Below are 24643 nucleotides of genomic sequence, written 5' to 3'. Positions count from 1 at the left end.
CAACTTCCCGCTGGATTTGGCGGCGGTGGAGGTAGCGCCTGCGGTGCGTGGCTGATGGCCTGACCTGACGCTTCAACAGCATTGGTGGATCCCCCGGCTTGGTCTGGGGGATTTTTTTGTTCTCTTTGCTGGGGTGATCTTTCCCAGAGCTTTTCTAGAGTTAAATTGGGGCCATTGCCTCTGTGACTTAGGGATATGGCAATCATTTCTTCTCGGGATACAGGCCAGAACGCTGAGGGCCCCAAGCGGCGGCAGCAAAAGTCTTCAGCCTGGAGAAAAGAAGGCAGAGAGTTGAGCTTTGCTGGGGAAAGGGGAGCGGATCCCTCTGCCCTGTTGCAGCCGCAAGCCCACCCTGGCGAAGCCCAGGAAGAATCCCTGCGCCCGCGCACCCTGGCGGAATATATTGGCCAGACGGAACTTAAAGAAGTGCTCTCCATTGCCATTGCGGCGGCCCGCGCTCGCCAAGAGCCTCTGGATCACCTGCTGTTCTACGGCCCGCCTGGTCTAGGCAAAACCACGGTGGCAGCAGTGCTGGCGGCAGAAATGGGATCCCAGTTCTACATGACCACCGCGCCGGCTTTGGAGAGCCCCCGCGACATTGCCGGGTATTTGGTGCGCTTGAAGCGGGGGGATGTGTTGTTTATTGACGAGATCCACCGCCTGCCCAAGGTTACAGAAGAATTGCTCTATCCGGCGATGGAGGATTTTCGTCTTGATATCACCATTGGCAAAGGTCGCTCTGCTCGCATCACCTCTCTGCCCTTGGAACGCTTTACCCTCATCGGGGCCACAACCCGCATTGGCGCCCTCACTTCTCCGCTGCGGGATCGCTTTGGCCACGTGCAACGGCTGCACTTTTACGAGCCTCACGAGCTGGTGCAGATCGTGCTGCGCACGGCTCGCCTCTTAAATGTCTCCACCGATCCAGAAGGGGCTGCAGAGATCGCCCGCCGTTCTCGGGGCACGCCCCGCATTGCCAACCGCCTGTTCAAGCGGGTGCGAGATTACGCCCAGGTGCGAGGGGATGGCCACATTAGCCAAGAAGTGGCAGCAGCCGCTCTGGAGCTGTTCCAGGTGGATCCCATGGGTTTGGATTGGATCGATCGCAAGCTGCTGACGGTGCTGGTGGAGCAGTTCGGTGGAGGGCCAGTGGGCTTGGAGACGATGGCCGCGGTGACGGGTGAGGATCCCCAAACCATTGAAGAAGTGTATGAGCCTTATCTGCTGCAGATCGGCTACCTGCAGCGCACGCCCCGGGGTCGAGTGGTTACCCCTGCTGCGCTACGGCATCTGGGCTATGAAGCCCAGTCTCCTCTGCCTTTGTGGAGCTAATTTGTCTTTCCCTTCTCCCGCAAGGAGAGAAGGGGTTGAGAGCTCCATATCTAGCTGCGGTCATTGCCCACAGGGCTGAAGCTGGGCACCACCAGCTCGCGGTTTTGCTTGGTAAGGCGACCGTACAGCTCCTGCGTGTTGGGGAAGTTGGCCGCCGGCAAGGTGGGGAAGCGGCGATAGGGCACCGTGTCCTCGCCGAAGAGATCCCGATACTCCTGGGTGTTCAGCAGGGCGCGCACAAAGGCTTTCACCCCCTGGGTGGCCAAGATCTGGTTGTACTTGCGGATCTCCTGCTGGTTGAGGGGCGCACGGCCCAGGAAGTGCTTGGTGCCCAGCTCGATCACCTTGGTGTTGGGATAGGGGGCATAGAACTCGGAGCGGTACAGCTCGGAACACCCCAGGGCCTCGATGAACTCCTTGACGGTGATCTCGCCGTTGCGCAGCTTGGACTCGGCAGAGCTGAGCTCGGCGCTGATGTTGTAGATGTCCATATCCCGCTCGAAGACCTGCCGGTAGGCGGCGCGGATGAGGTTGTTGACTTCCGCTTTGTTGGCCAGGCTGGTGAGCTTGAAGACAGGGATCTCTTGGCGTACCTTGGGCACCCCCTGCTGGGCCCGCCGCTGGATTTCCAGCTCGCCGGAAGGCATATCCCGAGGCTGACCCAACTTGACAAAGAGAGGGATGTCGTCGTCGGTGCGAATGGGCTTGGTCACTGCCATGTCGGTGGAGCCGGGGCGCATCCGCCGCAACGCCAGACCGCCGGGGGTGAGGTAGCGCTCATAGGGCACGATATCTTCCCCGAAGACCTGCTGGTACTCCTCGCTGTCGAGGATGGCGTCCACGACGGCGTAGAACCCTTGCTTGGAGGCGATGTCAAATAGGCGGTTCATCTCCTGGCGCCCGTAGGTGGGTCGGCCCAGTAGCTTGCGGTGGATGAACTCGATGGCTTTGCAGACATACAAGCTGGACCAGTACTTGTTGCGGAAGAGATCCGACTTGGCCAGTTGGCGCACAAACTCTTTGACGGGAATTTCCCCCGACTCCAGCTTGATCTCCCAACGGGTTAGCCGTTGGCCTTCGTAGGGCACATAGCCGTATACCTGTTGGTAGCAGGCGCGGATCACCGCCTGGGTGGATCCCTCGCTGCCGACAATGCCGGCCCGCACCCCCAGCCGTCGGCTGCGATCTCCCGGAGTCTGGGTGAGCTTGAAAACCTTCGGGCCAAGGCTGCCGGGATCCCCCACTGCCTTGGGATTGGTGCGGGCGTTGGTGAGGGCAAAGCCGCGCCGGATGAGGATGCGCTTGACATCTTTGTTGAAGGGAGCAGGGCGGGCGCTGAGGGAACGGGTTTCCTTGGGGAAGATGGCCCCAAATTGGATCTCCAGCGGGTCATTGCCGGAGCCATAGGCATGCTGATCCGGCAGGGGCCGGTTGTAGCGGGCAAAGAGGGTAATGAACTGGGGCACCTTGCGGCGGGGGGCAGCGTAGTTGTAGAGGTCGAATTTGGCCCCCCAGTTGGCGCTGGTTTGCGCTTCTACCCCCAGCTTGCGCAGGTAGGGCACCGTCTCTTCGCCGAAGTAGTCTCCGTACTCGCGGCTATCCACCAGCGCGTCCACCAGGCCGGCCAGACCCTTGCTGGAGATGATGGAGAAGTAGGTCTGCACTTCCTCGCGGGTTTCGGGAGCCCGCCCCAGGAAGTGGCGGAAGGCCAGCTCGACGACGCGGCTGTTGATGTAAGGCTCGTAGAACTGCTTGCGGTAGAGCTCCGATTTGCCCAGGCGGCGAATGAACTCCTTCATGGAGATCTCGCCGTTTTTCACCTTCGACTCCAGGTCGGAAAGCTTGAGGCCGTAGGCGCGGCGGATGTCCCGCTCAAACACCTGCCGGTAGGCGGCCTTGATGACTTCTTCCTTCTCGGCGTTGGACAGCCCCGGCTTCATGGCAAAAACGGGAACTTTCTCGGCAGCCAAGTTGTAAACCTGGGGTAGCTGCAGCCCCTGCAGGGGCAGGCCGTCGGCGGTGCTGGCGTTGCGCTGCCGCAGCTTGTCGGAAGGGGCGGGAGCGATGAACTCGCTCAGCAAAACATCGAAGTATTGGTTGATGATGGCAACCGCTTCGGCATCTTTGCGGAAGTAGCCAGCCGCCGCCCGTTTCATCTCTTGAATGGCGACAATGGTGGCCTCGGCGGAGCAGGCATTTTCGATGATCTCCCGCAGACCGCGGGTGTTGACGGCGATGATGCTGGGATCCCCGGCCACCAGGGCGTAGGTAACGTAGCGCAAAAACCAGCTCAGATCCCGCAGCGATTTGCGCATGTTGGCAGCTCCGTAGCGGGAGATGTTGATGGGGCGGAAATTGGGGGGAATCTCCACACCGCTGGCGCTAAAGATGTTGCGGATGGCCTCAATGAATCCGCCGGTGGATTCCACGTAGAAGGCAGTACCCAGCTTGAAGGCTTCTTTCTCGTCTTGGGTCGCTTCTGGCCGCTCCAGATAGGCCATGGGCGAGCCCCCTGTGAAGATGCGGTTGGCTGCCCGGCTGACGATGATTTCCGAATTGGCCGCAATGACCTCGGCAATCTCTAGCCGTTTCAGGCCGCTGGAGAAAAAGTCCTCGAGGCGATCCAGCTCGGTGCGTCCCAGATAGCGATCCTGCTGTTCCGCCTGGGAGATGGTCGATACAGGCACGGTTTGGTAGAGACGGGGGTTGGAAACGACTGCGCCAGCGGATACGTTGATACCCATCGATCTTTTAAACTCCGTTTTGATCGAAAAAACTGCCGACAAAGGCCGAGGACAGTGCCATCGAAGGGGGTGAAGAGGCTGACCCACGACTGGAGGAGCATCCCTCTCTGAGCTGAGAAGGATCGATGCCCGATCCCTGAGGGGGAAGCCAAGCCTAGAATACTAGGGGCACGGGCCCAGAGTGGGGAGGTTGTTGCAGTTTGTAACACTGTTTCTCATCCACAAAGACATGGCTCTCAACCCAGCTCTACCCTCCCATCTGTTGTCTTCCGCTTTTCTCCTTGAGGATTGGGAGCAGGGACATTACGAACGCGTTACCCAGGTTTTACAGCAACAGCTCGAGCAGGGATCCCCCTCTCCAGAGCTGTATTGGGAGCTGGGAGCCGCCTATCTCCTGCTGGGTCGGGAACTGGAGGCGCAGCTGGTGTGGCAAGAGGGCTTGGCGATGCTGCAAGCGGGGGGGGTGGCCGAATCCGAGGCCGTCTACCACCTGCTGAGGAGCTTGCAGGCTTTGGCGGAAAGCCTGTGGGAGAAGGGCCATTGGCCGCAGGCAGCAGCTCTGTATCGGCAGCTTCTGGAGTTGGGGGATGGACAGCTGGAGCTGTCTTCTGGCCAGGCTTTGGCTGCTCACCGCATTGGCCTGACCCAAGAGCGGAGCCGGCTGTGGGCTGCGGCAGCGGAGTGGTTTGAGCGGGCTTGCCAGCAGGATCCGACGGCGGCAGAGAGTTTTTGGCGCTGGGGCTTGGCCCTGATGAAGCTGGGCCGTTTGCGAGAGGCGATTTCCCCTCTGCAGGAGGCTGCGCGGCTGCGCCCTGAGTGGGGGGATCCCTGGGTACAGATGGGCTTGGCGTGGCTGGATCTGCGGGATCCAGTTCAGGCTGTGGGGTGTTTCCAGGAGGCTGAGGCGCGGGGCACCGGGACGGCGCAACTCTACAGCTACTGGGCGGAAGCGGAAGTGCGGCTGGATCACCCTGAGGCGGCTTGGGAGAAGGTTTGCCGAGCGGTGGCAGCGGAACGGAATTGGGTGCAGGCGTGGTGCGAGGGCAGCGGCGGAGAAAGCCCTCTGCGATCTGGACTGGAGCAGGCATGCAGGGGAGAGGGATCTGCGAGGATCCCCGATTTCCTGTATTCGGCTTGGCGGCAGCGTTGGGCTCCAGAAGGCGTTGCCCTTCAAGCGGACTCTTTTTCCCAGAACACCCCCCCTACAACCGACTTCTGGCCGGTGCCAACCCAGGGTTACCTCACCACCCGGCAGTGGCATCAGGCCACGGGCGAAGGGGACTACCAACCCCTGGATCCGGTGGGGGTTCTCTGTCTGAAAGCGCCCCCTGCCGCTGATCCCGACATTTTGCAAAAGCTGCGCCCGCAGCGCATCCCCTTGGCAGAGACCTTTGTCGCCCAGATCCCCCGAGGATCCGTCCACGTGGGCCACTATCCCCGCCACCTCTACGCCAGCTTTGCCAGCGGGGTGCTCACCCGCCGGGGAGAATTGCTCGCCGATCTATCCCTGAGCTTGCCGCCGCCGGAGTTCCTCGACTGGGACTACAGGCCAGATCACCTGCGACACCACCCCCTGCTGGGCTTGCCCCATCTCCCCCCACCGATCCCACTGGATGGCCCCGTTGCCCTTTTGCCCTTGGGGGCAGTTAATTACTTTCACTGGATGGTGGATATTTTGCCTGCCTTGGATATCCTGCGGCGGTCGGGCGCCCTGGAAAAGGACATTCCCATCTTGATCCACGGGTATCAAAGAAAGCCCTTTCAGGTGCAGAGCTTGGCTGCTTTGGGGATCCCAGCCGAGCGCATCCTCAGCTTTGAGCAGTTGGGGGGATCCCATCTGCAAGCCCAAAACCTGATCGTGCCCTCAGCAGGCGCTCCGGTGGGGTGCTTGACGCCTAGGGGATTGGAGGTGCTGCGGCAACTGGCCCAGCCGAGTTTATCCATCGACCCCCTGCAGCCGCGGCGAATTTACATCAGCCGTCGGTCTGCCCGCTGGCGGCGGGTGATCAACGAAGCGGAGGTGCTAGCCTGTTTGCACCCTTGGGGATTTGCACCGGTGCAGATGGAAACCCTTTCTCTTCAAGAGCAAATAGCCCTAATGCAGGGGGCAGAGGCGGTGATCGGGATCCACGGGGCGGGCCTGACCAACCTCGCCTTTTGTCCACCCGGCACCACCGTCATCGAGATCTTGCCCAGCAATGCAGTGCTTCCCTATTTTTGGAGTATTGCTCAGGTGGCAGGGTTAAGGTATTTCCCCTTGGTGGCGCCTGTTTGCGATCCGGCTTTGGTGGCTCTTCTTTCCAGCCCCGATTTGGATCGAGAAGATGCCTGGGTTCGGATCCCGGACTTGCTGAATGTGCTGGAACAGACAGGGATCAGGGGATAATGGGATCGGAGGGACTCGAACCCTCACGTTCTTGAGGAACAACGGATTTTAAGTCCGTAGCGTCTACCATTCCGCCACGATCCCAATCTGTCGGCAATAGCCGTACTACTCTACCAAACTGCTTGCCTTGGGGGGGCAAGTCTTTAAGTTGGTTCACCCAGCCCTGCAGTGGAGGGTATGAAGTAGGGGATTGCTGCCCCTGCTGATGGGATCCCTGCTGTGCCCGCTGGCTTGAAGCTCCTACAACTTCTCTTTCAAAAAAGCGTTGGCCACCCAGATCCCTGCCACCGCCAAGACGGCCATCCCATAAAAGGTGTAGCTATAGCTGCCTAGCCTATCCCGAATTTGGCCCGTGATCATCGTTCCCGTCAAAGCCCCAACTCCATAGGCGGTAAACACGATGCCGTAGTTCTGGGCGTAGCGTCCCGGATCGAACAAGCGCAAGGTCAGGGCGGGAGCCATGGCCAGCCACCCCCCCAGGCAAAACCAAAGCAAGGAAAAGGCTACCCAATAGCCCAGAAGGGATCCCTGGGGAGGCAGGAGCATCAGCCCACAGGCCAGCAGGATGAGCCCGTAGGATCCCGTAGTGACCTGATGGGGATGTAAGCGATCGGCCAACCAGCCAAACAGAGGACGGCTGATCCCGTTGAAAAGGGCGAAGAGAGCCACACTGTTGGCAGCCGCAGTGGGATCTAGGCCGATCAGCTCTTCCCCCACGGGGCCGGAAATCCCAATGGCGCTTAAACCGATCAGAGTGCCGATGGCGTAGCAGATCCACAGGCCATAGAAGGAGGGGTTTCTCAGCAGAGGGAGAGAGCGCCTAGAAGCCGGTAGAGGGTGATCTGGGCTGTCCGTGGATTTTCTTGGAAAAGATGGGGAAGGGATCCAATCGGGGGGAGGAAATCTCAGTTGGGTTGCGATCCCCAAGATCACCGCTGCAAAGAGGATCCCCAAAATCAGCAGCGTAGGTCGAACCCCCAGCGCCTCGATCAAGCAGTTGGCTAGAGGAGCGGTAAGCAGGGGAGATAGGCCAAAGCCGACAATGGTGGATCCCACGGCCAATCCCTTGCGATCCGGGAACCAACGGGCTGCCACGGCCATTGGCACTCCATAGGCTATTCCCACACCGCTGCCGGCAATGACTCCATAGCAGAGGGCAATCCACCCAATGGAGGGGGCGAAGCTGGCCAGCCCATAGCCCAAACCCACCAAGCTGCCCCCCAGAGCCAGTACTCGGCGGGATCCCCAGCGGGGGATGACAAACCCTGTGATGGGCATGAGGGTAGCGTAAAACACGAGGGCAACGGTGTAGGGCAGCAGGCTCTCACTGGCCCCGATCCCCAGCTCTGTTTCCAGAGGCTTGCGGAAAATGCTCCAGGAATAGACGGTTCCCAGGCAAAGAAGAACCAGGAGCCCCAGGAGGATAAAAAGCCATCTCCCTCCATAGGCTGGTTGTCTATACAAAGTAATGGGGGATCCAACCCTTTTCATGGGTATTTGGAGCTTGTTAGCTTGTGGGGGCGTGGGGTAGCTAAGCCCCGCACTGTAACCGTAGCATCAGTGTCGGGATACAGATACCCCCACATGGTGTATGATGGGAGTAGTTGTACAAAACGGCGTTGCCGGAATCTGGTACAACTACGCGGTAGGGCATTCCGTGTCTGCGCGTGGAGGGTTCTTGCGAAGGCTCCCCGATGAAGCGCGAAGTCCACGCTGTACCTGTAGGGTCAGCGATGGGAGTATGTCACAGCTGAGTTCAACCCATTCTCTCAGCCCTTTCGAGGATGAGCCGATAGGAATAGAACTGCTTGAATTGTTCAGCCAACCGTTGGCTAGAGGCGTTTGGCCTCTACCGTCTTGGGCAGAGACAAAGGCTCCGGCAGCTCCGGGATGGACAATTCCCAACCGTTGCTCAAGGTGAAAATGGTTTCCCCGGCCTCTGAACGGGTGGCCACAACCGATTCTTCCAGATCTTTTTTGGGAACGTAGACCATCAAATGCCCGTAGGCACTTTCGTGCAGGATGACTTTCATAGCCCTTTCTCCACAAGTTCCAGCTCTTGGGCACGGCACCCCACCACCAAGCCTTTGGCCAAGCAGTGGACGGCATAGACGTAAAACCGTTGTAGAAAGGTGCCAATGGAAATCACGTAACCTTCGTCGCCCGGAACGGCCAAGATTTTCCCCACCGGCTGGCCGAAGAAGGTGCCATCGTTGCGGATGACCTTACGGATGCGGACTTTGTCGCCCAGCTCAAATTGGGGAGGGCGATCCAGCTCCAGTTCGTCGCTCATGGGGTACCTCCTGTGATTTCTGCCAGCACCTGACAAAGCTCTTGGCGGGTTAGGCTGCGGCCTACTTGGCGCGCCCGTCGAGACACGGCTGCCAAAATGGCCTGAGGCTTGGAAGCTTCCGCTGAAGATAGGGGCTTAGACATCATTGGGATACCTCTCCTCTGGGATAGGTTCTTGCGTCAGTATGGTGTAGCAATAACGGGCCAGCTCCGCGGGCGGGATCGGATGCTTGCAGTGGGTGACGTGCTGCCGCACCTGTTCCAGGAGCTTTTCCAGTTGGCCAGGTGGGATCTGCTCGACAGGGATCCCCTGTTCCTTGAGGATCTGGAGCAGCAAATGCCGGCCGGAGTGTTTGCCCAACACCAGCCGCCGCTGGCTGCCCACGGCTTCTGGTGGGAAAGGCTCATAGGTCTGGGGATCCCGTAGCACTCCCGCAGCGTGAATGCCCGACTCGTGGGCAAAGGCGTTGTCGCCAACGATGGCCTTCCAGGGAGGTAGGGGAGCACCGCTGGCCCGTGCCACCTGTTGAGACAGCTCCCGCAGACGGCAGGTATCCACCCCAACGTCGATCCCCAAGGTGTAGCGCAAAGCCATCACCACCTCTTCCAGGGGGGCGTTGCCGGCCCGTTCCCCCAAGCCGTTGACGGTGGTGTTCACCGACTGAGCGCCGGCGCGGATTCCGGCCAAGGCATTGGCAGTGGCCATGCCCAGGTCGTCGTGGGTATGCATCTCCACAGGGATATCGATGGCCCGCACCAGACGGCGAATCTGCTTGTAGGTGCTAAAAGGATCCAAAACGCCCACCGTATCGCAGTAGCGGAAGCGCCGACAGCCCCAGCTCTGGGCCATTTGGGCCAACTCGATCACCTGCTCCAGGGGGGTGCGGCTGGCATCTTCTGCCCCCACCGAGACCCACAGCCCTTGCTCCAAGGCCATCTCCACGCATTGGCGCAACTGTCGCAGCAGCCGAGGGCGATCCCCTTGGAACTTGGCAGCGATTTGCCGATCCGAGACCGGCACGGAGATGTGGATCCGCTTGAGGCCGCAACGAATAGAGGCGAGGATATCGCTGGGCACAGCCCGGTTCCACCCCAGCAGCTGAGCCCGCAGCCCCAGGCTGAGCATGGCGCGAATGGCTTCCGTTTCCACGGCGCCCATGGCCGGGATCCCCACCTCAATTTCGGGTACGCCAATGGCATCCAAGAGGGCGGCAATGGAGATTTTCTCGGGGATTTGGAAGGCTACCCCTGCCGCTTGCTCCCCATCGCGCAGGGTGGTGTCGTTGATGGTGATAGAGGAATTCATGGGATCCATCCTCCAAGACCTGCGGCCCGCCTAGGCAATCGGTAACCGTCGATGGTGCTCCGCACCGCTAGCGGGACCCCGGTTGCGTCAGGGCAATCATGTCCAGGGTAGAAAGCTCAACCAAGTTGCCGCAGAATTCATCAGATTCCTGTAAGGCTTGGCTGTTCCTCTTAGCGGGGTGGAGTCTTTGGAGCAGGGGATCCTTGACAAAGTCCGACAAAGTCCGGCCTTTGGGATCCCGCTGCTCTGGCCATCAACGAATTAAGTCGAAGGAAAAATCGGTTTTGCTGGGAATGATGCTGCGCCGATCGGCCTCATCCAGAATGGTGTTGACAATCCAGTTAAGGAGGTTGAGCGCCCCCACATAGCCATAGGTGGGGTAGCGGTGCAGGTGGTGGCGGTCGAAGATGGGGTAGCCGATGCGCACCAAAGGTGTGCCCGTATCCCGCCACAGGTATTTGCCGTAGGAATTGCCGATCAGCAGATCCACCGGCTCGGTGAACATCAGAGAGCGCAGATGCCAGAGATCCTTGCCCCCCCAGACGGTTGCCCCCTGCCCATAGGGGCTAGAGGCCAGCAGCGTCCGCGCCTCGGTCTCAAACTCCTCGTTGCTGTTGGTCACCACCACATGGATCGGCTCCGCTCCCAGCTCCAGCAACAGGCTGAGCAAGCCCATCACCAGATCCGGATCCCCATACAGGGCCACCCGCTTGCCGTGGATCCAGGCTTGGGAGTCGGTGAAAGCATCCACCGCCCGGCCCCGCTCGATCTCCAGCTCGGGGGGAATGGGCTTGCCGGTTAGCTGAGATAGCTGCATCAAAAACTCATCCGTGCCCCGAATACCCACTGGCCGCGCCGTCAGGGTGGGCCGACCCGAGGCCTCTGCTAGAAACTCCAGGGTCTTGGGCGTGGTGTAGCGCTGGAAGGAAAAAGTAGCCTCGGCGTTGAGGCATTGGGCAGCCGCCTCCAAAGGGGTTCCTCCGGGATACATGTGGAAAGTGCCGTCGTTGGGCGAATCCAAATAGTCGGAGTTGTCCGCCAGCAGGGTCAGCGGGATCCCGAATAAGCCGAAGATGCGCTTGATCTCCCGCAAGTTGCCCATGTAGGTATCGAAACCGGGGATGACGTTGATGTAGCCATTGCTACCCGTGCGGCCCACCGGCTCGGTGAGGGTGCTGAGAATGCTCTTGAGCATGTTGTCGTAGCCGGTGATGTGGGATCCCACAAAGCTTGGCGTGTGGGCATAGGGCACCGGGAAGTTGTGGGGAATAACTCCCTCATTTCTGGCCGTGGTGATGAAGGCCCCCAGGTCATCCCCGATCACCTCCGCCATGCAGGTGGTGCACACGGCGATCATCTTGGGCTTGTAGAGGGCGTAGGCATTTTCCAGTCCCTCGATTAGGTTTTTGAGGCCGCCAAACACCGCCGCATCTTCCGTCATCGAGGTGGAGACCGCCGAAAAGGGCTCCTTAAAGTGGCGGGTGAGATGGGTGCGAAAATAGGCCACGCACCCCTGGGATCCATGGACGAAGGGCAGAGTTCCCTCAAAGCCGACAGCGGCGAAGATGGCCCCCAAGGGTTGGCAGGCTTTGGCGGGGTTTACCGTCAGGGCCTCCCGTTGAAAGTTCTTCTCCCGGTATTCCCAAGATTTTGTCCATTCGGCCACCCGGGCCACTTCTTCCGGGGAAGGGAGATCTTCAAAGGTTTGCTTGCACTGCAGAAGCGCCTGATATTCCGGATCTTGAAACAGGCGGGCGTGATCTTTGATGTCTTGGATATCTTGCGGCATGGTCGGTCTCCTAATGAGGGGCAGGGGAAGGAAGGGCCGTTGGCGTCTGGGATCCCGGCGGCAAGCTAAGACTTCCAGGGGGCTTTGACCAGATCCCAGGTGGGGCTATTCAAGGCCAGATCCATATCGCGGGCGAACACGGCAAAGCCGTCGTAGCCGTGGTAGGGGCCGGAGTAGTCCCAAGAGTGCATCTGGCGGAAGGGCAAAGCCATCTTTTGAAAGACGTACTTCTCCTTGATGCCGGAGGCGATGAGATCTGGCTTCAACCTCTTGGCAAATTCTTCAAACTCGTAGCCGGACACGTCATCGTAGATGAGGGTGCCATCGTCGATGTACTGGGTGGTGCGCTTGTAGTCGTCGCCGTGGCCGAATTCGTAGCCGGTGGCAATCACCTCCATGCCCAGCTCCCGGAAGGCCGGGATGACGTGGCGGGGCCGCAGTCCGCCCACCATCAGCATCACCCGCTTGCCCTCCAGGCGGGGACGGTACTTGGCAATGATGGCCTCGCTCTGGGGCTTGTACTTGGCGATCACCTGCTCTGCCTTGGCCTGGATGGTCTCGTCAAACCGCTGGGCGATGGCCCGCAGGGATTTGGCAATTTGGGTGGGGCCAAAGAAGTTGAACTCCAGCCAGGGGATCCCGTAGGCTTCCTCCATGTGGCGGCAGATGTAGTTCATGGAGCGGTAGCAGTGGATGAGATTCAGCTTCACCCGAGGGGCAAGCAGCATCTCGTTCCAGGTGCCATCGCCGGAAAACTGGGTCACTACCCGCAGGCCCATCTCCTCCAGCAAAATCCGGGAAGACCAAGCGTCGCCGCCGATGTTGTAGTCCCCAATCAGGGCCACATCGTAGGGGCCGGGCTCAAAGTTGAGGGATCCCTCCTTCGCTTTCTTGTCAGCAATGGGCAAAACCCAGTCCCGCACCGTATCGTTGGCGATGTGGTGGCCCAGGGACTGGGAGACCCCCCGAAAGCCTTCGCAGCGCACCGGTACCACCAGCTTGCCAATTTCTTTGGAAACTCTCTTGGCCACTGCCTCGATGTCATCCCCGATCAAGCCGACGGGGCATTCGGACTGGATGGTAATGCCTTTGGCCAAGGGGAAGAGTTCGCTGGCTTCCACCAAGAGTTTGGCCAGTTTTTTGTCCCCCCCGAACACCACATCTCGCTCCTGAAAATCGGAGGTGAACTGCATGGTAACGAAGGTATCTACCCCGGTTGTGCCGACGTAGTAATTGCGCCTTCCCGACCAGGAGTAGTAGCCGCAGCCCACGGGGCCATGGCTGAGGTGGATCATGTCTTTGACCGGCCCCCACACCACCCCCTTGGAACCGGCATAGGCACAGCCGCGAGTGGTCATGACGCCGGGGATCGACTTGATGTTGGACTTTACTCCGCAATCTGCTTTGCCCTCGTCATAGACGTTGAGGTGTTTGGCTCGCTTTTGCTTGGCCTTTTCCGGATAGGTTTCCAGAACTTCTGCAATAACTTTTCGGTTTTCCTCTTTGAGGGCGCTTTTTGGAGTAGTCATGGGAAGAGCCTCATCTACTGGATTTTTTTGAGAAAGAAACTAGGGGGAACCGAGGGCCGAGGGAGGAAGGGATCCACCCCCAGCCCATCTTTAAGTTCACACTGGGGCCAACTCTTTTTCGGTTTTGCCGATGAGGTGGGCGATTTTCTGGTCGTCGTCCAAAACGCCGAACTCTATCAACAACTGCTCCAGCTCATCCATAGAGATGGGGGTGGGGATCCTCAGATCCGTGTTGTTGATGATTTTTTTGGCCAGGGCGCGGTACTCGTCAGCTTGGTTGCAGTTGGGGGAGTACTCGATCACCGTCATGCGGCGCAATTCCGCGTGCTGAACCACGTTGTCGCGGGGGATGAAGTGCAGCATCTTGGTGTTCAGCTTTTCGGCCAGAGCTTCGATCAGCTCGATCTCGCGATCCACTTTGCGGCTGTTGCAGATCAAGCCACCCAAGCGCACGCCGCCAGAGTAGGCGTATTTCAGCACGCCGCGGGCGATGTTGTTGGCCGCATACATGGCCATCATTTCGCCGGAGCAAACAATGTAGATCTCTTGGGCCTTGCCCTCCCGAATGGGCATGGCAAAACCGCCGCAGACCACGTCCCCCAGCACGTCGTAGCAGACAAAGTCTAGATCCTCGTAGGCACCGTTTTCTTCCAAGAAATTGATGGCGGTGATGATGCCTCGTCCGGCACAGCCAACACCAGGCTCGGGGCCACCGGATTCCACGCAGCGCACCCCTCGGTAGCCGGTGAGCACCACCTCTTCCAGCTCCACGTCTTCTACGGATCCCCGCTCAGCCGCCAGGTGAAGGACGGTGGTCTGGGCTTTGCAGTGCAACATGAGGCGGGTGGAATCGGCCTTCGGGTCGCAGCCGACGATCATGATCCGCTGCCCCAATTCGGCCATACCGGCAACGGTATTCTGACAAGTGGTGGATTTGCCGATACCGCCTTTGCCGTAGAATGCAATTTGTCTCATGGTTCAGTTCTCCTAATGAAGACTTGAGGAAAAACTTGAGGGCGACTTAAGGGTTAGAAATCTCTTGCCAATGGGCGCAACTGGTCGCATTAGCGAGACGGGATCCTTACTGCAAAGGATTTCAGCTCGCGGGAAGGCAGCCTTGGATCCCTTGGAATCCAAAAGCAAACCGGTTGAACGGTGGGGCTCTCCCGAATCGAGGCAGGAGATGGGGGAAGCGACGGGGAGTAACAGTGGGGCAGATCATAGGGCTCTCAGGCTTATCGAGAATGGGGAACTAGAGGGCATGCACGGTTAAGGTGGGCCACACCTGTTCTTGCAGGCGGGTTTCGATGAGCAACCGCAGGGTGTTTTGCTGGCTGGGGCAGGTGGTGCAGGATCCCTTGAGGCGCACCCACACCTGATCCCCTTCCAGGTCGTAAAGCTCCACATCGCCGCCATCAGCCAACAGCAGCGGGCGAACTTCCTCCTCCAGGACGGCCTGAATGCGGGCGATCTTTTGCAAGGTGGTGAGGGGAGGGGGTGTCGCTGTTGCCGAGACAGGAGGGGGAGCAGCAGGAGAGGGCTCTGTCTGGTTTTGGGAGTTCCCTTTTGAATTTCTTGAATCTTCTGAAGGGATCGTGTCGGTCTCGGCCAGAACGGCGGCAATCAGGTCTTCAATCTGGGCCAGGCAGGAGCCACAACCGCCGCCCGCTTTGCTGTAGGCTGTTACTTCCTCAACGGAGGTGAGGCGGTTTTCCCGGATCAAGCGGCGGATCTTTTGCTCGCTGACGCCAAAGCAGGAGCAGACCAAAGCGCTGTCATCATCCGTGTGGTCAGGCAGAGGAAGGCCGCGATAGCTGTAGATGGCTGCCTCCAGAGCCTCTTGCCCCATCACCGAGCAGTGCATCTTGGCGGGGGGCAGGCCGCCTAGGTAGTCAGCGATTTGGCGGTTGTCGATCCGCAGGGCTTCATCCAGAGTGAGGCCGGTGATCAGCTCCGTCAGGGCCGAGGAAGAGGCGATGGCGCTGGTGCAGCCGAAGGTTTGGAAGCTGGCAGCCAAGATGCGCTCGCTAGCCTCGTCCACCTTTAAGTAGAGCCGCAGGGCATCGCCACAGGTGATGCTGCCCACTTCTCCAACCACCACCCGAACACCGGGCTCGGAGCTGGGATCCATTGCCCCTTGGTTTTTGGGGTGGTAGAAGAGTTCCAAAACTTTTTCGCTGTAGTCCCACATGGCTGGATCCTGAGTTGAGGATGCTAACGGTCGAGGGAAGATGAGTTTGAGCCGGGCGGTCAGCGGTGAGCCAGTTCCCGCTCCTGCTGTTGCAGCCAGTCTTCCGCCTCGTGGCTGAAGGGGGAGATGGCCCGCAAATGCTCGATGATCCCCGGCAAAACCTCCAGCACCCGCTCCACCTCTGCCGGCTGGGTAAAGCGAGAGAGGCTGAAGCGGATCGAGCCGTGCAAAACGGTGTAGGGCAGGCCCATGGCCCGCAGCACATGGGAGGGCTCCAGGGATCCGGAAGTGCAGGCGGAGCCGGAGGAGGCGCAGATGCCGTATTTGTTCAGCCAGAAGAGGATCGCTTCCCCTTCCACGAACTTGAAGCCCAAGTTGGTGGTGTTGGGCAGCCGCTGAGTGGGGTGGCCGTTAACCTGGACATCCGGGATCCGCTGTAGCAAGCCCTGCTCCAAGCGATCCCGCAGCAGCCGCTCATGGGGATCCCCCAGGTGGGCTTGGGCCAGCTCCGCTGCCTTGCCCAGGGCGATGATGCCCGGCACATTTTCCGTTCCGGCGCGGCGGCCTCGCTCTTGATGTCCTCCCAGCAGCAACGGACGGAAGCGCAAGCCCCGCCGCACATAGAGAGCGCCGATCCCCTTGGGGGCATGCAGCTTGTGCCCGGAAAGGGTGAGGAGATCCACCGGCAGGCGCTGCAGATCGAGAGGGATCTTGCCCACCGCCTGCACTGCGTCCACATGGACAACAGCCCCATAGCTGCGAGCCAGGGATCCCACCGCCTCGATGGGGAAAAGCACGCCCGTCTCGTTGTTGGCGGCCATGCAGCTCACCAGGGCAGTATCGCCGGTCAGGGCTGCTTCCAACTCCAGCAAGTCCAGGCAGCCTTGCTCATCCACCGAGAGGTAGGTGACGCGGTAGCCTTGTTTTTCCAGGTGCTTGCAGACGTTGAGCACCGAGGCGTGCTCTACCTGCGTGGTGATGATGTGGCGCTTCTGGGGTTGGGCTGCCAAGGCTGCATAAATGGCCGTGGTGTTGCCTTCGGTGCCGCCACTGGTGAAGACAATCTCCGTCGGGTCGGCTCCCAGAAGGGCTGCCACCTGTTCGCGGGCTTGGTTGAGGGAACGCCCCACCTGGCCGCCAAAACTGTGCATCGAGGAGGGGTTGCCGTAGAAGGTCTGCAAATAGGGCAGCATCGCCTCCAGAACCAGGGGATCCACGGCGGTGGTGGCGTTGTTGTCCAGGTAGATCACGGGGTTCATACAGGCTCCGAATCGATACAAGGTAGGGGTTGGGCAACGTTAAACGGCTTGCGGAGCGTGGGAATGGCACTGCTTTGGGCAAATGCGGGCGCAAGCCTGACAGCCGATGCAGAGGGCGGCATTGAGGATGGTCATCACTTTGCGCTCACTTTCTTCTTCCTCTTCGTTGTCGACAAACTCGCCGTCTTCGTTGAGGGCTCTGAGGGCAAACACACCACGGCCACAGACTTTGAGGCAACGGCTACAGCCGAGGCAGCGGCTGATATCCAAGCTTTCGATAAACTGTGGGATCCAGGGCAGTCCGCCTTTGGTGAGAGCAGTTGCAGTAGCCATAGCCAAGCTCCAAAGCGAGATTTTTAGGATCGGGAAGATTTGCTGTCCAGGGCCTGGTTGACCAACCAGGTGCGGTAAAACTTGAGGGCCACCGTTTCGATGAGGTCGTAGTCTTCCACCACTTCGATGCCGGCCTCGCGAATACGCTTCATGGGGCAATCGCCGATCTTGGAGACCAGCACGGCTCGGCAATCCCTGATGAGATCCAGGATTTGCTCTAGGTTGTTGTCCTCCCCGGATCCCCCGTGGCAGTACTGCGGGATCTTGCGGTGGCCGACAAACTGCGCCCCACGGGCGTTGACCTCGTAGATCAAAAACTCCCGCGCATGGCCGAAGTGGCGATTGACCAAGCCACCGCCTTTGCTGGCCACGGCCACCAGGATGGAGGGGCTGTCGGGAGGCAGGTCGGCTGTCCAGTGGGTCGGGGTTGACTGCTGCTGAGCTTGCAGTTGGGCAATGCTTGCCTGGACCTGGCGGCGTTTTTCGGGGTCGTACTCGGGGGTCATCTGCATAAAGCGCTCCTTGGTGAACTCTTGGCTGCGGTCTTCCCCCAGAAGGCCCACCGCGTCCGCCCGACACTGGCGACAGTGGCGCATCATCCGCATGTTGCCGGAGCACCGATCTTGCAGGGCTTTCAACTCCTGAGGGGTGGGGCCCCGCTGGCCGATAAGGCCGAAGTAGGTGCCGTGTTCAGGCGCCGAGATCAGGGGCATGATGTTGTGCAAGAAAGCCCCTTTCTCCTGGATCACCCGGTTCACTTCCAAGAGGTGGGTGTCGTTGATGCCGGGAATGAGAACGGAGTTGACTTTGCAGAGGATGTCTGCCTCCCGCAGCAGATCCAGGCTTTCCATCTGCCGTTCGTGCAGGATGCGGGCTGCCTCCACCCCTCGAATGCGCTTGCGCCGCCAGCGGATCCAGGGGTAGATCTTGGCTCCGATCTCTGGATCCACCATGTTGATGGTCAGGGTGACGTGGTCGATGTTCAGCCGTTTGATCTCGTCGATGTAGTCCGGCAACATCAGGCCGTTGGTGGAAAGGCAGAGCTTGAGATCCGGGGCTTTCTCGGCGATGCGGGCAAAGGTTTCGAAGGTTTGCTTGGGGTTGGCCAAGGGATCCCCAGGCCCAGCAATGCCCACCACCGTCAGTTGCGGGATCTTGCCGGCAATCACCAGCACTTTGTGGGCGGCTTCCGCCGGGGTAAGCAGCTCGCTGACCACACCGGGCCGGCTCTCGTTGGCACAGTCGAACTTGCGGTTGCAGTAGTTGCACTGGATGTTGCAGGCGGGGGCTACCGCCACGTGCATGCGGGCGTAGTGATGGTGAGCTGCTTCGCTGTAGCAGGGATGGGTGGCGATGCGTTGCTGCAGATGAGGGGGGAGAGCCTGGCGGGGGCTGCTGCTGCAAGCGCAGGCCGATGGGGAAGGGGATCCCTGGCGGGGCGGAGTTGAAAGGGGCGGCATAGTGGGGTCAACCAGGGGATAGAACGTTACTGGCGGTTATATCAACCGCCCTCTGCCCGCTCCGTTGCACTCAGCCCGGTAGAACTGATCGAGTTTATTGGCTTTGTACTCAAGACCTGCAAAGCCTGATGGCAGGCCGAATCCAACTTTTTTTAGGGGTCAAGGGTCTGGTTTTTCAAGGCCGGGGATGCCGTATTTTGACCCAAAGGGGCGGGGGATCCGGCTGTGGGGAGGATCCCCGGAATCCCTGATTCGACAAGGGCTTGGGGCAATGCTTAAGAAATACTAAAAATCTGCTCAGATGCACTCAAGCGCCGCAGCCTCGGCTGCGTTTTGCATCAATTGCTACGATTTAATATCGTATCAGCCCAAAAGTGTATTGAAAATAGCCGTTTGAGTTTGAGGAAAGATCCCCCTGGGGCAAAGTCCTCGCCAAGGAAGTGAAGACTATTGCGGCGGCAGGCCGTCGGACTTTCTTGTTGTGACAGGGGGGATGTACTCGCTCAAATACCCATACCCTTCCCCAAAAATACCGGATCCCTGCGGGCAAAAGACTCAACCCCCTGCCCTCAGAAAAACTTTTTTTGCCCTCTGGGCCAAGCTTCCAGGGTTTGAGTACATCGGCAATAACTCAATCAATCCTGATCGCCCGCTGCCAAGCCTGAGCCCCTGCAGCCGCTTGCTATAAGCGGGGGATATAAGCGGGGGAACAGAAACCCAACGGTTCTGCCCTCTGCTGAGACTCCCTCCTGCTTCCCAACCGGTGAGCTTATGTCCCCCCTTGTTTCTCCCCCACCGAAAACGGCTGAAGTGCTGCAGGTGCCCCGTTGCGATCGCTGGCGGATTCTCTACCGTCTGCAGGAGCTGGATTTGACCTGTGGCTGTACCCCGACCGGCCAACTGTGGGTGATGATTCGCACCCCCACCGAAGCCCTCCTCGTCCACAGTGTGCTCCGCCTTTTCGCCCTTGACCGCTCTGGCTGGCTGAGTTGGTTGGATCGCTGCTGGTCTCTCCAGACCTGGGATCCCCCTGAGAGATCTGCAGGAGGGGATGACCACCCCTGAACCTCTGCCGTTTGCCTTCTTGCTTCTCCTGTTCACCTCGTTTTGGTAGCGCCAATGACCACTCCATCCCCCTCAACTCGCTCCTTCCAACAAGTCCGAGACAACCCCGTTCACCTGGGACGGGAGATCACGGTTCCCATCTGCGAGGGCCTCAACCTGGCTTGGGCCAGTCTTCAGGGGCTGTATTTGCAGTATCTGAAGCACCATCTGGTTGTCGAAGGAGCAGAGTTCTACTCAATTCATCAATTTTTCAACGAAAGTCTACAGGAAGTTCAGAACCACGCCCATGAGGTGGGGGAGCGCCTGAACGGCCTGGGTGGGATCCCGGCCTCCAGCTTTGCCAAGCTGGCGGAGCTGTGCTGCTTCAGCCCGGAAGGGGACGATGCATTGGCCGTGCGGCCCATGCTGGAAGCGGATTTGCGGGCCGAGCAAAGCCTAATCGATCTGCTGCGTCGCCAGGCGGCTCTGGCGGAAAGTGTTGGGGATCGCGCCACCCGTCACCTCTACGAGCAGATTTTGCTGCGGACGGAAGAACGGGCCTTTCACCTGGCCCACTTTCTGGCTGCCGACAGCTTGGTTTTGGGCTTGTCCCCATCCTAGCTTGCCCATCTACGCCCACCCCTCGTTTTGGGAGACTCTGCCATGCTTACCCCCGATCGGGCGCCGCTGCTCCAGTTTTTGCAAGTCGAGCTTGGGATCCCGGAATCCGCCCTCACCTTCGCCCTGAAACGGCATGGGTGTGAACAGGGCCCCCTGCCGATGATCCTCTGGCATTACGGGCTGATTTCCTTGGAGCAACTGGAGCAGATTTTTGAATGGTGTGCTCCCCCTCCTCTTGTTACCAATTCTACCCATTCGGAGGTTTAAGCCATGACTTATCCCTACCCTTCTCTTCCCTTTCCCAGAGTCGGCAACCCTTTGGGATGGCTCGGCCTGGTTTTGAACTCAATTTTCAGATCCGCCCTGAAGTGGCCGCGCCGCTGGCTCAACAGCATTGAAATTCGGGGATCCCGGCAGGCCCGTTGGATTTGTCGTTTGATCCCGGCTTCCTGTCCCTTTGAGCGGGATATCCGACTGGGATCCCGCACCGTCCACATTCCGGCCCTCTGTCGCATCAACCCCCTCTACGAGGAGATCATCGCCCTGCGGCTACGGGCGGCGGCTTATCTGGCCGAAGCTGCGGCTCAACCCCAGCCCCCCTCTTCTCAGGAGATCCCATCATGCCCATGATCAGCCGGACTAAAGTGGCGGAGCTGCTCAACGAGACCGCCTGCGAGCACAACCACAAGAAAGACGGCAAAGGCAAAAACAAGGTCTGTGCCGAGCAAGCCAAGCCAGGAGGAGCGCAGGGAGGCTGTGCCTTTGACGGGGCTTCGATTGCCCTGGTGCCGATCGCCGATGCCGCCCATCTAGTACATGGGCCAATCGCCTGCAGCGGCAACTCTTGGGGGACGCGGGGCAGCCTCTCTTCTGGCCCCCAGCTTTATCGGGTGGGCTTCACCACCGATCTGAGCGAGAACGAGATCATCTTCGGGGGGGAGGAAAAGCTGTTCCAGGCCATCCTTGACTTGCAGGCCAAATACCAGCCTGCCGCCATTTTTGTCTATCTCACTTGTGTAACTGCCCTCATTGGCGACGATGTGGAGGCCGTGTGTCAGCGGGCCAGCCGCCAGCTTGGGATCCCGGTCATTCCGGTGAATGCGCCCGGCTTTGTGGGCAGCAAAAACCTAGGCAACCGTCTGGCCGGAGAAGCCCTGCTGGACTATGTGATCGGCACCGCCTCCCCGGAGTACACCACTCCCCGCGACATTAACCTCATCGGCGAGTACAACATTGCCGGCGAGCTGTGGGATGTCTTGCCTCTGTTTGACGAGCTGGGGATCCGCATCTTGGCCAAGATCACCGGCGATGGCCGCTACCGCGAGATCTGTACCGCCCACCGGGCCAAGCTGAACGTCCTCATCTGCGCCAAAGCCCTGCTCAATGTGGGCCGCAAGATGCAGGAGCGCTACGGGATCCCCTACATCGAGGCTTCCTTTTACGGGCTGCAGGAGATGAACCACTGCCTACGGGCCATTGCCCAAGGGCTGAAGGATCCCGAACTGCAGGAGCGTACCGAGGCCCTCATCGAGCGGGAAACTCGCGCCACCGAGGCGGCTTTGGCCCCCTACCGGCAGCGGCTGGCGGGCAAACGAGTTGTCCTTTATACCGGCGGGGTGAAAAGTTGGTCGATCATCTCCGCCGCTCGAGATCTGGGGATGCAGGTAACGGCCACCAGCACCCGCAAAAGCACCGAAGAAGACAAAGCCCGCATCCGCGAGCTGCTTGGCCAGGATGGCATTCTCTTGGACAAGGGCAGCCCGCAAGAGCTGCTCAAGGTGGTGGAGCGCACGAAGGCGGACTTGCTCATCGCCGGCGGACGCAACCAGTACACCGCCCTCAAGGCCCGCATCCCCTTTCTGGACATCAACCAGGAGCGGCACCATGCCTATGCCGGCTATCGCGGCCTGGTGAACTTGGCGCGGGAAATCGATGCTGCCCTCCACAGTCCCATTTGGGAGCAGTTGCGACGGCCTGCCCCCTGGGAGACCTCAGCAGCAAAGGAGGTGGGAGGATGGCCCAGTTGATTCAAGAACGCAAGCCCCTCAGCGTCAACCCCCTCAAACTCAGCGCTCCGCTGGGGGCGGCCCTGGCCTTTCTGGGGATCAAGGGCTGTCTGCCCCTCTTCCACGGTTCCCAGGGCTGCACGGCCTTTGCCAAAGCGCTGCTGGTACGCCATTTCCGCGAGGCCATTCCCATGTCCACCACTGCCATGTCCGAAGTGGACACCATCTTGGGGGGGGAGGAGAATGTCGAAGCTGCCATCCTCACCTTGGTGGAGAAGGCCCAGCCGGAGCTGATTGGTCTTCTGACCACCGGCCTCACGGAAACCCGCGGGGACGATATGCCGCGCATCCTGCGGGAGCTGCGCCGACGCCAGCCGCAATTGCAGGATCTGCCCATCGTCTTGGCCTCCACGCCTGACTTTAAGGGATCCCTGCAAGACGGCTATGCCATCGCCGTCAACAGCTTGGTCAGCACCCTGCCGGAATCGCCGTCGGGATCCGTCCGCCCTGCCCAGGTAACGGTGCTGTGCGGGCCTGCCCTCACCCCTGCCGACGCCCAGGAGATCAAAGAAATGGCGGAGGCTTTTGGCCTAGAGCCGATCCTGGTGCCGGATCCGGCGGGTTCCCTGGACGGACACTTGGGCACCGGCTTTAGGGCGACCCCAGACGGCGGCACCACCCTTGAGCAATTGCGCCAGCTCGGGCGTTCCGGCCTCACCATAGCTGTCGGCGAGAGCATGCGCCCTGCCGCTCAGATCCTGGCCCAGCGCTTTGGCACCCCCTATCGGGTTTTCCCCCACCTGACCGGTCTCAAGGCTGTGGATCCCTTTTTGGCAACCTTGGCCGATCACAGCCAGCAGCCGGTGCCCTCTCGCTACCGCCGCCAGCGCAGCCAGGTTCAAGATGCCCTCCTGGATTGCCACTTTTTCTTCGGCAACCAGCGGATTGCCCTGGCCCTAGAAGCCGATCTGCTCTGGGGGTGGGTGGACTGGCTGCTGGATATGGGCTGTCAGATCCAGGCGGCCATCAGTCCCACACCGGATCCCCACTTGAGCACCCTTCCCATTGAGGCGGTGCGGGTGGGAGATCTGGGGGATCTGGAGGAGCTAGCACCCGGGGCTGACCTGCTGGTGGGCAACTCCCACGTGGCGCGCCTGGGCAAGCGGCTGGGGATCCCAGTGCATCGAATGGGGATCCCCATCTTCGACCGGCTGGGGGCCAACCACCTCTGTCAGGTGGGCTATCGCGGCACCCTATCCCAACTGTTTGCTGTCGGCAACCTGCTGATGGAGCAGGAGGAAGCCCGTCACCCCAGCCCACCCCAGGTTTCTAGGCAGGGATTCTAAGGGATCCAGAGCTTCGAAGGGCAGCCCAAGTGCCCCTAGCTCCCCCAAACCCTCAAGTTCACGGTTCTAAGGAGAACGCCTATGCAAGTGGCCTTTACAACCCGCGACGGCAAGCACGTCAATGCCCACTTTGGCTGGGCCAACCAGATCGACCTCTACGAAGTCACCCCCGAAGGCTACCGATTTTGTAAGACCCTCACCTTTGGGGGCAACTTGGAGGCAGATGGCAACGAGGACAAGCTGGTGCCCAAGCTGCAGGCTTTGGCCGATGTCACCCTCATCTACGTGGCTGCCATTGGCAGCAGTGCCGCCGCCCGCCTGATCAACCGCCGCATCACCCCCATCAAAGTGCAGTCGGAAGAAGAATCCATCGAGAGCTTGTTGCAGCGCCTGGTAACCACCCTGCACAATCCTCCCCCCTGGCTGCGCAAAGTGCTCTTGGCCGAGCGCGCCCGCAAAGCCGAAGCCCCAAATCCCTCTACTTCCCCTGCGGAGGTTTAGCCATGACGGTTACCCCTCTTTCCCCCTCGACCAGTCCCATCCTGCAGGAGATCGTCCGCCAGCTGCGGGCGGCGGATCCCTACGGCACCTACCGCACCTGGAGTGATGAGTTGCTGCTCAAGCCCTTTGTCGTCACCAAAGCCCAAAAACGCCAGATATCCCTCGAAGGGGAGGTGGATCCCGGGGTGCGGAGCCGCATTCTCATCTACTACCGCGCCATTGCCGCCCTGATCGAAAAGGAGACGGGCCTCCTGGCTCAGGTGGTGCTGGATCTCAACAGCGAAGGCTTTGGTTGGGTGCTGGTCTTCTCAGGGCGGTTGTTGTTGGTGGTCAACACCCTGCGGGATGCCCATCGCTTTGGCTTTGACTCCCTCGAACAGCTCAGCGAAAAAGCCACTGCCCTTATCGACAAAGGGATCCAACTGGCCCGAACCTACCCTGAGGTGGGCCGACTGTAGCCGCTTGTCTCCGTCCCGGCAGCCATTTTTTCTTCTTTTTCTTCAG

23 protein-coding genes and 1 tRNA gene are annotated in these 24643 nt (G+C 60.0%); 10 read left to right on the top strand and 14 right to left on the bottom strand.

Translation table 11 applies throughout. The features are described from left to right. Positions 1–195: 195 nt before the first annotated feature. A complete protein-coding gene (ruvB, locus tag ACVWY9_RS12485) occupies positions 196–1332 on the top strand; it encodes a Holliday junction branch migration DNA helicase RuvB (protein WP_457388670.1) in 1137 nt (378 codons plus the stop codon). Positions 1333–1382: 50 nt separating this feature from the next. Here the strand turns inward: ruvB and ACVWY9_RS12480 are convergent, their stop codons facing one another. After that, positions 1383–4076, bottom strand: a complete 2694-nt coding sequence (locus tag ACVWY9_RS12480; RefSeq protein WP_457388668.1) for a phycobilisome rod-core linker polypeptide — start codon at positions 4074–4076, stop codon at positions 1383–1385. A 193-nt stretch (positions 4077–4269) separates the two neighbouring features. Between ACVWY9_RS12480 and ACVWY9_RS12475 the strand changes: the two genes are divergently transcribed. Next, entirely contained in the window at positions 4270–6462 is a 2193-nt protein-coding gene (locus tag ACVWY9_RS12475; RefSeq protein WP_457388666.1) for a glycosyltransferase 61 family protein, read from the top strand. Here the strand turns inward: ACVWY9_RS12475 and ACVWY9_RS12470 are convergent. From ACVWY9_RS12470 to nifB, 13 genes are all read right to left on the bottom strand, one after another. After that, positions 6463–6546, bottom strand: a tRNA-Leu gene (locus tag ACVWY9_RS12470). A gap of 156 nt (positions 6547–6702) precedes the next feature. Then, on the bottom strand, positions 6703–7959 hold the full coding sequence (locus ACVWY9_RS12465) for an L-lactate MFS transporter (RefSeq protein WP_457388672.1): 1257 nt from the start codon (positions 7957–7959) through the stop codon (positions 6703–6705). A gap of 335 nt (positions 7960–8294) precedes the next feature. Continuing rightward, complete coding sequence (gene nifT, locus ACVWY9_RS12460) at positions 8295–8495, bottom strand: putative nitrogen fixation protein NifT (RefSeq protein ID WP_011430645.1); 201 nt, start codon at positions 8493–8495, stop codon at positions 8295–8297. Beyond that, the gene (locus ACVWY9_RS12455; RefSeq protein ID WP_011430646.1) at positions 8492–8755 is read right to left on the bottom strand and encodes a nitrogen fixation protein NifZ; all 264 of its coding nucleotides are present in this window, start codon (positions 8753–8755) and stop codon (positions 8492–8494) included. The genes nifT and ACVWY9_RS12455 overlap by 4 nt, the downstream gene beginning before the upstream one ends. After that, positions 8752–8901, bottom strand: coding sequence for a hypothetical protein (locus tag ACVWY9_RS12450; protein ID WP_457388664.1), 150 nt, complete (start codon positions 8899–8901; stop codon positions 8752–8754). The genes ACVWY9_RS12455 and ACVWY9_RS12450 overlap by 4 nt, the downstream gene beginning before the upstream one ends. Next, on the bottom strand, positions 8891–10060 hold the full coding sequence (gene nifV / locus ACVWY9_RS12445; protein WP_457388662.1) for a homocitrate synthase: 1170 nt from the start codon (positions 10058–10060) through the stop codon (positions 8891–8893). The genes ACVWY9_RS12450 and nifV overlap by 11 nt, the downstream gene beginning before the upstream one ends. 253 nt (positions 10061–10313) lie before the next feature. Continuing rightward, the gene (nifK, locus tag ACVWY9_RS12440) at positions 10314–11849 is read right to left on the bottom strand and encodes a nitrogenase molybdenum-iron protein subunit beta (RefSeq protein WP_457388660.1); all 1536 of its coding nucleotides are present in this window, start codon (positions 11847–11849) and stop codon (positions 10314–10316) included. Positions 11850–11914: 65 nt separating this feature from the next. After that, complete coding sequence (gene nifD / locus ACVWY9_RS12435) at positions 11915–13378, bottom strand: nitrogenase molybdenum-iron protein alpha chain (RefSeq protein ID WP_457388658.1); 1464 nt, start codon at positions 13376–13378, stop codon at positions 11915–11917. A 96-nt stretch (positions 13379–13474) separates the two neighbouring features. Beyond that, positions 13475–14353, bottom strand: a complete 879-nt coding sequence (nifH, locus tag ACVWY9_RS12430; RefSeq protein ID WP_414355674.1) for a nitrogenase iron protein — start codon at positions 14351–14353, stop codon at positions 13475–13477. Between the two features lie 277 nt (positions 14354–14630). Beyond that, a complete protein-coding gene (gene nifU, locus ACVWY9_RS12425) occupies positions 14631–15569 on the bottom strand; it encodes a Fe-S cluster assembly protein NifU (RefSeq protein ID WP_457388655.1) in 939 nt (312 codons plus the stop codon). Between the two features lie 59 nt (positions 15570–15628). After that, positions 15629–16828, bottom strand: coding sequence for a cysteine desulfurase NifS (gene nifS, locus ACVWY9_RS12420; RefSeq protein WP_457388653.1), 1200 nt, complete (start codon positions 16826–16828; stop codon positions 15629–15631). A 39-nt stretch (positions 16829–16867) separates the two neighbouring features. Then, positions 16868–17161 carry a ferredoxin III, nif-specific gene (gene fdxB / locus ACVWY9_RS12415; RefSeq protein ID WP_011430654.1) on the bottom strand — a complete coding sequence of 98 codons (294 nt, stop codon included), beginning with the start codon at positions 17159–17161 and terminating at the stop codon, positions 16868–16870. A gap of 23 nt (positions 17162–17184) precedes the next feature. Then, positions 17185–18621, bottom strand: coding sequence for a nitrogenase cofactor biosynthesis protein NifB (gene nifB / locus ACVWY9_RS12410; protein WP_414417548.1), 1437 nt, complete (start codon positions 18619–18621; stop codon positions 17185–17187). Positions 18622–19392: 771 nt separating this feature from the next. On the opposite strand from nifB, the gene ACVWY9_RS12405 reads away from it, so the two are divergent. The 8 genes from ACVWY9_RS12405 to ACVWY9_RS12370 all read left to right on the top strand — a co-directional run bounded on the left by ACVWY9_RS12405 (position 19393) and on the right by ACVWY9_RS12370 (position 24597). Then, positions 19393–19686, top strand: a complete 294-nt coding sequence (locus ACVWY9_RS12405; protein WP_414416372.1) for an Asr1405/Asl0597 family protein — start codon at positions 19393–19395, stop codon at positions 19684–19686. A 54-nt stretch (positions 19687–19740) separates the two neighbouring features. After that, positions 19741–20286, top strand: coding sequence for a ferritin-like domain-containing protein (locus tag ACVWY9_RS12400; RefSeq protein ID WP_011432075.1), 546 nt, complete (start codon positions 19741–19743; stop codon positions 20284–20286). A 42-nt stretch (positions 20287–20328) separates the two neighbouring features. Beyond that, positions 20329–20553, top strand: a complete 225-nt coding sequence (locus tag ACVWY9_RS12395) for a DUF2949 domain-containing protein (RefSeq protein ID WP_011430659.1) — start codon at positions 20329–20331, stop codon at positions 20551–20553. Positions 20554–20556: 3 nt separating this feature from the next. After that, positions 20557–20916: a Mo-dependent nitrogenase C-terminal domain-containing protein gene (locus ACVWY9_RS12390; protein ID WP_011430660.1), complete on the top strand. Its 360-nt coding sequence runs from the start codon at positions 20557–20559 to the stop codon at positions 20914–20916. After that, positions 20907–22313 carry a nitrogenase iron-molybdenum cofactor biosynthesis protein NifE gene (gene nifE, locus ACVWY9_RS12385; RefSeq protein WP_457388649.1) on the top strand — a complete coding sequence of 469 codons (1407 nt, stop codon included), beginning with the start codon at positions 20907–20909 and terminating at the stop codon, positions 22311–22313. Before ACVWY9_RS12390 ends, nifE begins: the two co-directional genes overlap by 10 nt. After that, entirely contained in the window at positions 22301–23638 is a 1338-nt protein-coding gene (gene nifN / locus ACVWY9_RS12380) for a nitrogenase iron-molybdenum cofactor biosynthesis protein NifN (RefSeq protein WP_457388647.1), read from the top strand. The genes nifE and nifN overlap by 13 nt, the downstream gene beginning before the upstream one ends. A gap of 81 nt (positions 23639–23719) precedes the next feature. Then, positions 23720–24139 carry a nitrogen fixation protein NifX gene (nifX, locus tag ACVWY9_RS12375; RefSeq protein ID WP_414342057.1) on the top strand — a complete coding sequence of 140 codons (420 nt, stop codon included), beginning with the start codon at positions 23720–23722 and terminating at the stop codon, positions 24137–24139. A 2-nt stretch (positions 24140–24141) separates the two neighbouring features. After that, the gene (locus tag ACVWY9_RS12370; RefSeq protein ID WP_457388645.1) at positions 24142–24597 is read left to right on the top strand and encodes a NifX-associated nitrogen fixation protein; all 456 of its coding nucleotides are present in this window, start codon (positions 24142–24144) and stop codon (positions 24595–24597) included. The last annotated feature ends 46 nt before the right edge of the window (positions 24598–24643 follow it).

The sequence above is a fragment of the Thermostichus sp. OS-CIW-31 genome (assembly GCF_054060305.1).
This window is presented reverse-complemented; position numbering and strand designations above follow the sequence as displayed.

Excerpts from the sequence above, each read along its gene's own strand:
- ruvB (WP_457388670.1), top strand. The coding sequence starts at position 196 with ATGGCAATCATTTCTTCTCGGGATACAGGCCAGAACGCTGAGGGCCCC.
- ACVWY9_RS12480 (WP_457388668.1), bottom strand. The coding sequence starts at position 4,076 with ATGGGTATCAACGTATCCGCTGGCGCAGTCGTTTCCAACCCCCGTCTC.
- nifT (WP_011430645.1), bottom strand. The coding sequence starts at position 8,495 with ATGAAAGTCATCCTGCACGAAAGTGCCTACGGGCATTTGATGGTCTAC.
- ACVWY9_RS12455 (WP_011430646.1), bottom strand. The coding sequence starts at position 8,755 with ATGAGCGACGAACTGGAGCTGGATCGCCCTCCCCAATTTGAGCTGGGC.
- ACVWY9_RS12450 (WP_457388664.1), bottom strand. The coding sequence starts at position 8,901 with ATGATGTCTAAGCCCCTATCTTCAGCGGAAGCTTCCAAGCCTCAGGCC.
- nifV (WP_457388662.1), bottom strand. The coding sequence starts at position 10,060 with ATGAATTCCTCTATCACCATCAACGACACCACCCTGCGCGATGGGGAG.
- nifK (WP_457388660.1), bottom strand. The coding sequence starts at position 11,849 with ATGCCGCAAGATATCCAAGACATCAAAGATCACGCCCGCCTGTTTCAA.
- nifD (WP_457388658.1), bottom strand. The coding sequence starts at position 13,378 with ATGACTACTCCAAAAAGCGCCCTCAAAGAGGAAAACCGAAAAGTTATT.
- nifH (WP_414355674.1), bottom strand. The coding sequence starts at position 14,353 with ATGAGACAAATTGCATTCTACGGCAAAGGCGGTATCGGCAAATCCACC.
- nifU (WP_457388655.1), bottom strand. The coding sequence starts at position 15,569 with ATGTGGGACTACAGCGAAAAAGTTTTGGAACTCTTCTACCACCCCAAA.
- nifS (WP_457388653.1), bottom strand. The coding sequence starts at position 16,828 with ATGAACCCCGTGATCTACCTGGACAACAACGCCACCACCGCCGTGGAT.
- fdxB (WP_011430654.1), bottom strand. The coding sequence starts at position 17,161 with ATGGCTACTGCAACTGCTCTCACCAAAGGCGGACTGCCCTGGATCCCA.
- nifB (WP_414417548.1), bottom strand. The coding sequence starts at position 18,621 with ATGCCGCCCCTTTCAACTCCGCCCCGCCAGGGATCCCCTTCCCCATCG.
- ACVWY9_RS12405 (WP_414416372.1), top strand. The coding sequence starts at position 19,393 with ATGTCCCCCCTTGTTTCTCCCCCACCGAAAACGGCTGAAGTGCTGCAG.
- ACVWY9_RS12400 (WP_011432075.1), top strand. The coding sequence starts at position 19,741 with ATGACCACTCCATCCCCCTCAACTCGCTCCTTCCAACAAGTCCGAGAC.
- ACVWY9_RS12395 (WP_011430659.1), top strand. The coding sequence starts at position 20,329 with ATGCTTACCCCCGATCGGGCGCCGCTGCTCCAGTTTTTGCAAGTCGAG.
- ACVWY9_RS12390 (WP_011430660.1), top strand. The coding sequence starts at position 20,557 with ATGACTTATCCCTACCCTTCTCTTCCCTTTCCCAGAGTCGGCAACCCT.
- nifE (WP_457388649.1), top strand. The coding sequence starts at position 20,907 with ATGCCCATGATCAGCCGGACTAAAGTGGCGGAGCTGCTCAACGAGACC.
- nifN (WP_457388647.1), top strand. The coding sequence starts at position 22,301 with ATGGCCCAGTTGATTCAAGAACGCAAGCCCCTCAGCGTCAACCCCCTC.
- nifX (WP_414342057.1), top strand. The coding sequence starts at position 23,720 with ATGCAAGTGGCCTTTACAACCCGCGACGGCAAGCACGTCAATGCCCAC.
- ACVWY9_RS12370 (WP_457388645.1), top strand. The coding sequence starts at position 24,142 with ATGACGGTTACCCCTCTTTCCCCCTCGACCAGTCCCATCCTGCAGGAG.